Source organism: Rhizobium sp. SEMIA 4085, assembly GCF_013004495.1.
Taxonomy (GTDB): Bacteria; Pseudomonadota; Alphaproteobacteria; order Rhizobiales; family Rhizobiaceae; genus Rhizobium; species Rhizobium gallicum.
The window spans coordinates 1-6,139 of record NZ_JABEPH010000357.1; the positions used below are offsets into that span (position 1 = coordinate 1).

Here is a 6,139-nt window from a genome sequence, read left to right on the forward strand (position 1 = left end):
CGTCCCTGGGTTCGTCTGAACGTGAAACTCGACGACATCGATGCCCTCGGCCGTTGCGGCTGCCGCATCGGTCGTCACCTCGACCATGAAGCGCGCACGCTCCAGCTTGAGCGCCGGCAGTTCCGCCATGACGGCGGCGGCGAGCGCTTCGCCTGCGTGGTGACGCTTGTCCGAAAGCGAGCGGGCCGCGGCATCGCAATTCGCCTTGGCAATACCCACCTCGGCTTCGAGCTTCACCAGCTTCTCCTCGCCGGCATCGAGATCGGCAAGGTCGGCGATCATCCGCACGGCAAGCGCCGGAAGCTCGGTAACAGGCACGGAATACTTGCGGGACGCGGCGCGCAGGGCAAAGAGTCGCTCCTCGACACGCTCCAATTCCTTCGGATCGTATTCCGTCTTTCGGAGTGCTGCCTCCACTTCCATCTGCGCGTTGGAAAGCTGGTCCAGAGCCGCATCGAGCAGCGCCACCGTGTCTTCCAGCAGTCCAGGCGCCTCGTGGCTCTTGCGCTCCAGGCGGCGCACCAGCGAGGCGATATGCGGCACCGGAGAGGCATTGCCGTTCAAAAACTCGGAGGCCTCGGCGATGTCGCCTGCAATGCGTTGCGCTTTCATCATCTTCTGGCGGCGGTCGGCAAGCTCCTCCTCCTCGCCGTCCTGCGGCGAGAGCTTTTCCAACTCGTCGACGGAGGACCGGAGATAGTCGGCTTCGCGGGCCGCGTTCTCCACCTTCTCGCGATGCTTTTTCAGCGTTCGCTCCGCGTCGCGCCAGATGCGGTAAAGCTCGGAGACCGCCGCAGCATCCTCGTTGATGCCCGCGAACGCATCGAGCAGAAGCCGATGCGCATGCGTATCGACAAGCGCACGGTCATCGTGCTGGCCGTGGATTTCGACGAGCATCTGCCCGGCCTGGCGCATCAGCTGCACGCTGACCGGCTGATCGTTGACATAGGCCTTGGTCCGGCCATCGGCCGATTGCTGGCGCCGGAAGATGAGGTCGCCCTCGTCATCAATCCCGTTCTCGCGCAGAAGCTGGCGGACACCGTGATCCATCGGCACGTCGAAGACCGCCGTCACCTGCCCTTTGTCCTCGCCGTGTCGCACGAGGCCGCCGTCGCCACGCCCGCCAAGCGCCAGCGAAAGACTGTCGAGGAGAATGGATTTGCCGGCACCGGTTTCGCCGGTCAGAACAGAGAGCCCGGTTTCGAAGGCAAGATCCAGCCGCTCGATCAGAACGATATCGCGGATCGAAAGCTGGATCAGCATTGCGTGTCAGGCCTCACGAGCCGAGCAGCAGCTTCCTGCCGGCTGCGGAAATCCAGGAGCCTTTGTTCTCCCGGGGCTCCGCACCGCCCGACTGCAGCAGCTTGAAGGAATCGGCATACCACTGGCTATCCGGATAGTTGTGACCGAGAACGGCAGCTGCCGTCTGGGCTTCTTCGACGATTCCCATCGCGTAATAGGCCTCGACGAGACGCGCCAGCGCTTCCTCGATCTGATTCGTGTTCGGATACTTCTCAACCACGATACGGAAGCGGGAGACGGCTGCAAGATATTCCTTGCGCTCGAGATAATAACGGCCGACCTGCATTTCCTTGCCGGCGAGCTGGTCGCGAGCGTAGCGGATCTTGGCCTGCGCGTCGTCGACATATTCGGAGTCCGGATAGTTGTCGATGACGGCCTGCATGGCTTCGATGGTCTTGGAGGAAGCCCGCTGATCCTGCGTCACGTCGGAAATCTGCTTCGAATAGCTGAGGCCGATCAGATACTGAACATATGCCGCATCTTCAGACTTTGGATATTGCGCCATATAGCGGTTACCCGATGCGAGGGCGTCGTCGATCTTGCCTTGGCGGTACTTCACGAAGGTGCTCATCACGAGAGCCTTGCGCGCCCATTCGGAGAACGGGTTTTCGCGGTCGATCGCGTCGAACTTGCGCGCGGCTTCGGCCATGTTGCCGGCCTTCATGTTGGCAAGCGCCTGATTGTAGAGGACGTCCGGCGGATCGTTGTTAAGGCCGAGTTTCGTGATGTCGATATCAGGGTCCGACTGGCAACCGGAAATCAAGGCGCCTGCACTCAAAATCACGAGCGATGCGAGCAAAGCGCGCGCTGTCTTCATCATACTTTCAGACCTTGCATAATCCTAAGATGAAACCCAATGGCCGCTACCCCAGCCTGCGGCAGCCACACCTCGCCGGCGTTTCTAGCCACAAATGTGTGGCGAGAGCAACGCAATGATGAGCCATTAACGCATTTTTGTGGCAGCAAGCGCCAGAATATCCCTGTTTTTGACTTTAATCGGACCTGTTGCTCCTAAGCATATGCTGCAGAACGGTTATCGGCTTGCTGAAGTACATAAAAAAACCGCCTCCCGAAGGAGGCGGCCCTGGCCTGAAATTAGGTGTGGAGGTCATGCCGACCAGGGGGCGAATCCGGGAGCGTTAACGGCGACAAAGTCGCGAGGTGTAACGCGCGGGCGCGCAGCAGAAGTCTCGACAACTTCATAGGCAGTCGTGTCGCTGAGCAGCGCCTTCAAAGCATTGGCATTCATCTTGTGACCACCGCGATAGGAGCGGTAGCAGCCGATGAAGGGAGCGCCGGCAAGCGCCAGGTCGCCGACGGCATCGAGCGCCTTGTGACGCACGAACTCATCCTTTGCGTAGCGCAGGCCTTCGACGTTGATGACCGTATTGTCGTCGGAGATAACGACCGAATTCTCAAGCGACGAACCGAGCGCATGGCCGGAGGCCCAGAGACGCTCCACGTCACGCATGAAGCCGAAGGTGCGCGCGCGCGACAATTCGGACTTGAAGGTCGCTGACGTCAGATTTCCTTCCCATTTCTGATGACCGATCAGCGGGCATTCGAAATCGATCTCGACTTCGAAGCGCGTGCCGTCATACGGACGGAACTCGCTCCAGGAGCCGCCATGCTCGATGCGAACCGGTTTGGTGATGCGGATATAGCGGCGCTTCACGCCGAGCGAAACGAGACCAATCTGCTCGATCGCCTCGATAAAGGGTGCTGAACTGCCGTCCATGATCGGCATTTCGGCGCCATAAACCTCGATCACGACGTTATCGAGGCCGAGCGCGTAGAGCGCTGCCATGACATGTTCGATCGTCGCAACCGAATGCGCCGGGGAAAAGCCAAGGACGGTGCAGAGATCGGTGCTGCCGACCTGAGCGGAGACGGCACGCAGCTCGGTGACGCTGCCGTCGTCATGCATGCGATGGAAAACCACGCCGGTATCGACTTCAGCCGGATTGAAAGTAATGGTGACTTCCGCGCCAGAATGGACGCCGGTGCCCGAAAGCGTCACCGGGCGCGAAACCGTCGTCTGGAAGCCAAGCATGCCAATAACCATAAAATTCTGCCTTTATTGCATTTGCTGTCCGTAGCGCCAAAAAGCACCGAAAAACCAACCGCCAACCTGTTTTGCCCACCGCCGAATTGTCGCCATGAAGGCGGCAAGGCACGGTCTCATGACGTCATACATACGTGCGGCCGGGCTCCAATCCAAATCACTGTTCGTTTCGCTTTGTTACGAAACCATCCGCTTGAAATGATTTAGGAATCATCAACTTATATGACGCTTTGAAACAGCTGCGCCCGGAACCGTGATCCCGGGCGCATGCGTGGCGATTCTGTGTCCGCTCAGTTCGACTGGCGGCGCAAGAAGGCAGGAATTTCAAGCTGGTCGTCTTCCTGCATCATGCGGGCCTGCGGAACACTGCGGCCCTGGTCGTCGAGATTGCCGCGGCGTGGCGCATAAAGGCTCGCCTCGGGCGAAAGCGGGCGGCGCTGCTGCGAAGCGGCGGCAGGCGCTGCCGTCATCTCGGGAGCGACTTCCTCTTCGCGGCGGCCGAGCGAATTGGTGATTCGCTTCAGCAGGCCCATCGGGCCGCGCTCCTCATGCGCCTGTGCGGCAGCTGGCTGGGCGCGGTGATCGATCTCGGCCTGAACGACCGGCGGGAAGTCCTCGACCTTCGGCATGCGGACCGGCTGCTGCATGGCAGGTTCCTGGCGAACCGGCTGCTGCTGCATGACCGGCTGCTGCTGCATGACCGGCTGCGGCGCCGACTGGCTCATAACGGGTGCCGGGGCGGGCTGCACCGGAGCCGGACGAGCGGCCGGAGCTTCTTGAGCGGCTGCGAAGATGCGGCTCTGCGGACGGAACGCGTCCTGGGCAACAGGCTGCTGAACCGGAGCTGCAGGCCGCGGAGCCGGGATTTCGAGCTCGCGTTCCATCTCGGCTTCCGCCATGCGGATGGTGTGCGCGATCGGATCGGCCGGCTTCGGTGCCTGCATGACTGGCGCAGGCTGAACTGCGGCCGGTGCCGGAGCAACGGCCGCGGAAGGACGGATAGTCGGCTTGGCGGCAGGCTGGAAGTTCTTGGCAGCAGCTTCGTTCATCGCACGGTCGATACCGGTCGCAACGACAGAGACGCGGATGATGCCTTCGAGCGATTCGTCGAAGGTCGCGCCGAGGATGATGTTGGCATCCGGATCGACTTCTTCGCGAATGCGGGTGGCAGCCTCGTCGACTTCGAAGAGCGTCAGGTCGCGGCCGCCAGTGATGGAGATCAGGAGGCCCTGAGCACCCTTCATCGAGGTTTCATCGAGCAGCGGGTTGGCGATTGCAGCTTCGGCAGCCTGCATCGCGCGGCCCTGGCCGGATGCTTCGCCGGTGCCCATCATCGCGCGGCCCATTTCGCGCATGACCGAGCGGACGTCGGCGAAATCGAGGTTGATGAGCCCCTCCTTCACCATCAGATCGGTGATGCAGGCAACGCCCGAATAGAGAACCTGGTCGGCCATGGCGAAAGCATCGGCGAAGGTCGTCTTGTCGTTTGCGATACGGAAGAGGTTCTGGTTCGGAATGACGATCAGCGTATCGACCGACTTCTGCAGTTCCTCGATGCCGGATTCGGCAAGACGCATGCGGCGGCCGCCTTCGAAGTGGAACGGCTTGGTGACGACCCCGACGGTCAAGATGCCCTTGTTGCGGGCGGCCTGCGCGACGACCGGGGCAGCGCCCGTACCTGTGCCGCCGCCCATGCCGGCGGTGCCGCAGCACATATGCGTGCCGTTGAGGTGATCGATGATCTCATCGATGCACTCTTCGGCGGCTGCGCGACCGACTTCCGGCTGCGAACCGGCACCGAGACCCTCGGTGACGTTGGCGCCGAGCTGGATGATGCGTTCGGCCTTCGTCATGGTCAGCGCCTGGGCATCCGTATTGGCAACGACGAAGTCGACGCCCTGGAGCCCGGCAGAAATCATGTTGTTGACAGCATTGCCGCCGCCGCCACCGACACCGAACACGGTGATACGCGGCTTCAGCTCAGTGATATCCGGCTTTTGCAGCTTGATAGTCATGGTACCTGTTCCTTCTCTTTATGGCCGCATCGCCACGCCGGCCAATTCACTTAATTTCAGAAGCTTTCCTTCAGCCACTGGCCCATCCGGGCGATGCGGCTGTTATTACCCCCAAGCGACATGAGCAGACCGCTCTGCGACGCATGTGTTTCCATGTCCGCGACCTGCGGATAGATCATCAGTCCGACTGCCGTCGAAAACGCCGGTCCCTTGGCTGCCGTCGGCAGACCCGAGACGCCCATCGGACGGCCGATGCGGACGTTGCGCGCCAGGATGCGCCGCGCCACTTCTGCAAGACCGGTCAACTGGCTTGCGCCGCCCGTCAGCACAACGCGCTTTCCCACGATCGGGCTGAAGCCCGAGCGCTGGATCCGGTCGCGGATCAATTCCATCGTTTCCTCGATGCGTGCACCGACGATTCGCGAAACGAGCGCGCGCGGCACCTGCGTCGGCTGATCGCGCTCGTCTTCCCCGATCGGCGGGATCGAGATGAGCTCGCGCTCGTCGGAGGAGTTCGAGAATGCCGAAGCGTGAACCACTTTCAGGCGCTCGGCGTCTTCGATGCGTGTCGAAAGGCCGCGCGCCAGATCGGTCGTGACGTGAAGGCCCCCAAGACCGACGGCATCCGTATGTACGAGCTTGCCTTCGGCAAAGACCGAAATCGTCGTCGCGCCGCCGCCCATATCGATCGCGCAGCAGCCGAGCTCGACCTCGTCGTCGACGAGAGCCGCCAGCCCGGAGGCGTAAGGTGTCGCAA

The 6,139-nt window shown here is 61.7% G+C and carries 5 protein-coding genes; all 5 read right to left on the reverse strand.

Features of this window, described 5'->3' with window-relative positions; translation table 11 throughout:
- On the reverse strand, window positions 1-1,263 hold a 1,263-nt coding region (locus C9413_RS26190; protein ID WP_170251102.1), incomplete at its 3' end, for a DNA repair protein RecN.
- Window positions 1,264-1,276: 13 nt separating this feature from the next.
- Complete coding sequence (locus C9413_RS26195) at window positions 1,277-2,122, reverse strand: outer membrane protein assembly factor BamD (RefSeq protein ID WP_039845339.1); 846 nt, start codon at window positions 2,120-2,122, stop codon at window positions 1,277-1,279.
- 288 nt (window positions 2,123-2,410) lie between these two features.
- Window positions 2,411-3,367, reverse strand: a complete 957-nt coding sequence (gene lpxC / locus C9413_RS26200) for a UDP-3-O-acyl-N-acetylglucosamine deacetylase (RefSeq protein ID WP_039845340.1) — start codon at window positions 3,365-3,367, stop codon at window positions 2,411-2,413.
- A gap of 290 nt (window positions 3,368-3,657) precedes the next feature.
- Window positions 3,658-5,382 (reverse strand): cell division protein FtsZ, encoded by a 1,725-nt coding sequence (gene ftsZ / locus C9413_RS26205; protein ID WP_170251103.1) that lies wholly within the window; start codon window positions 5,380-5,382, stop codon window positions 3,658-3,660.
- Window positions 5,383-5,438: 56 nt separating this feature from the next.
- Window positions 5,439-6,139 (reverse strand): cell division protein FtsA (ftsA, locus tag C9413_RS26210; RefSeq protein WP_170251104.1); only part of this gene is annotated, 701 nt, incomplete at its 5' end.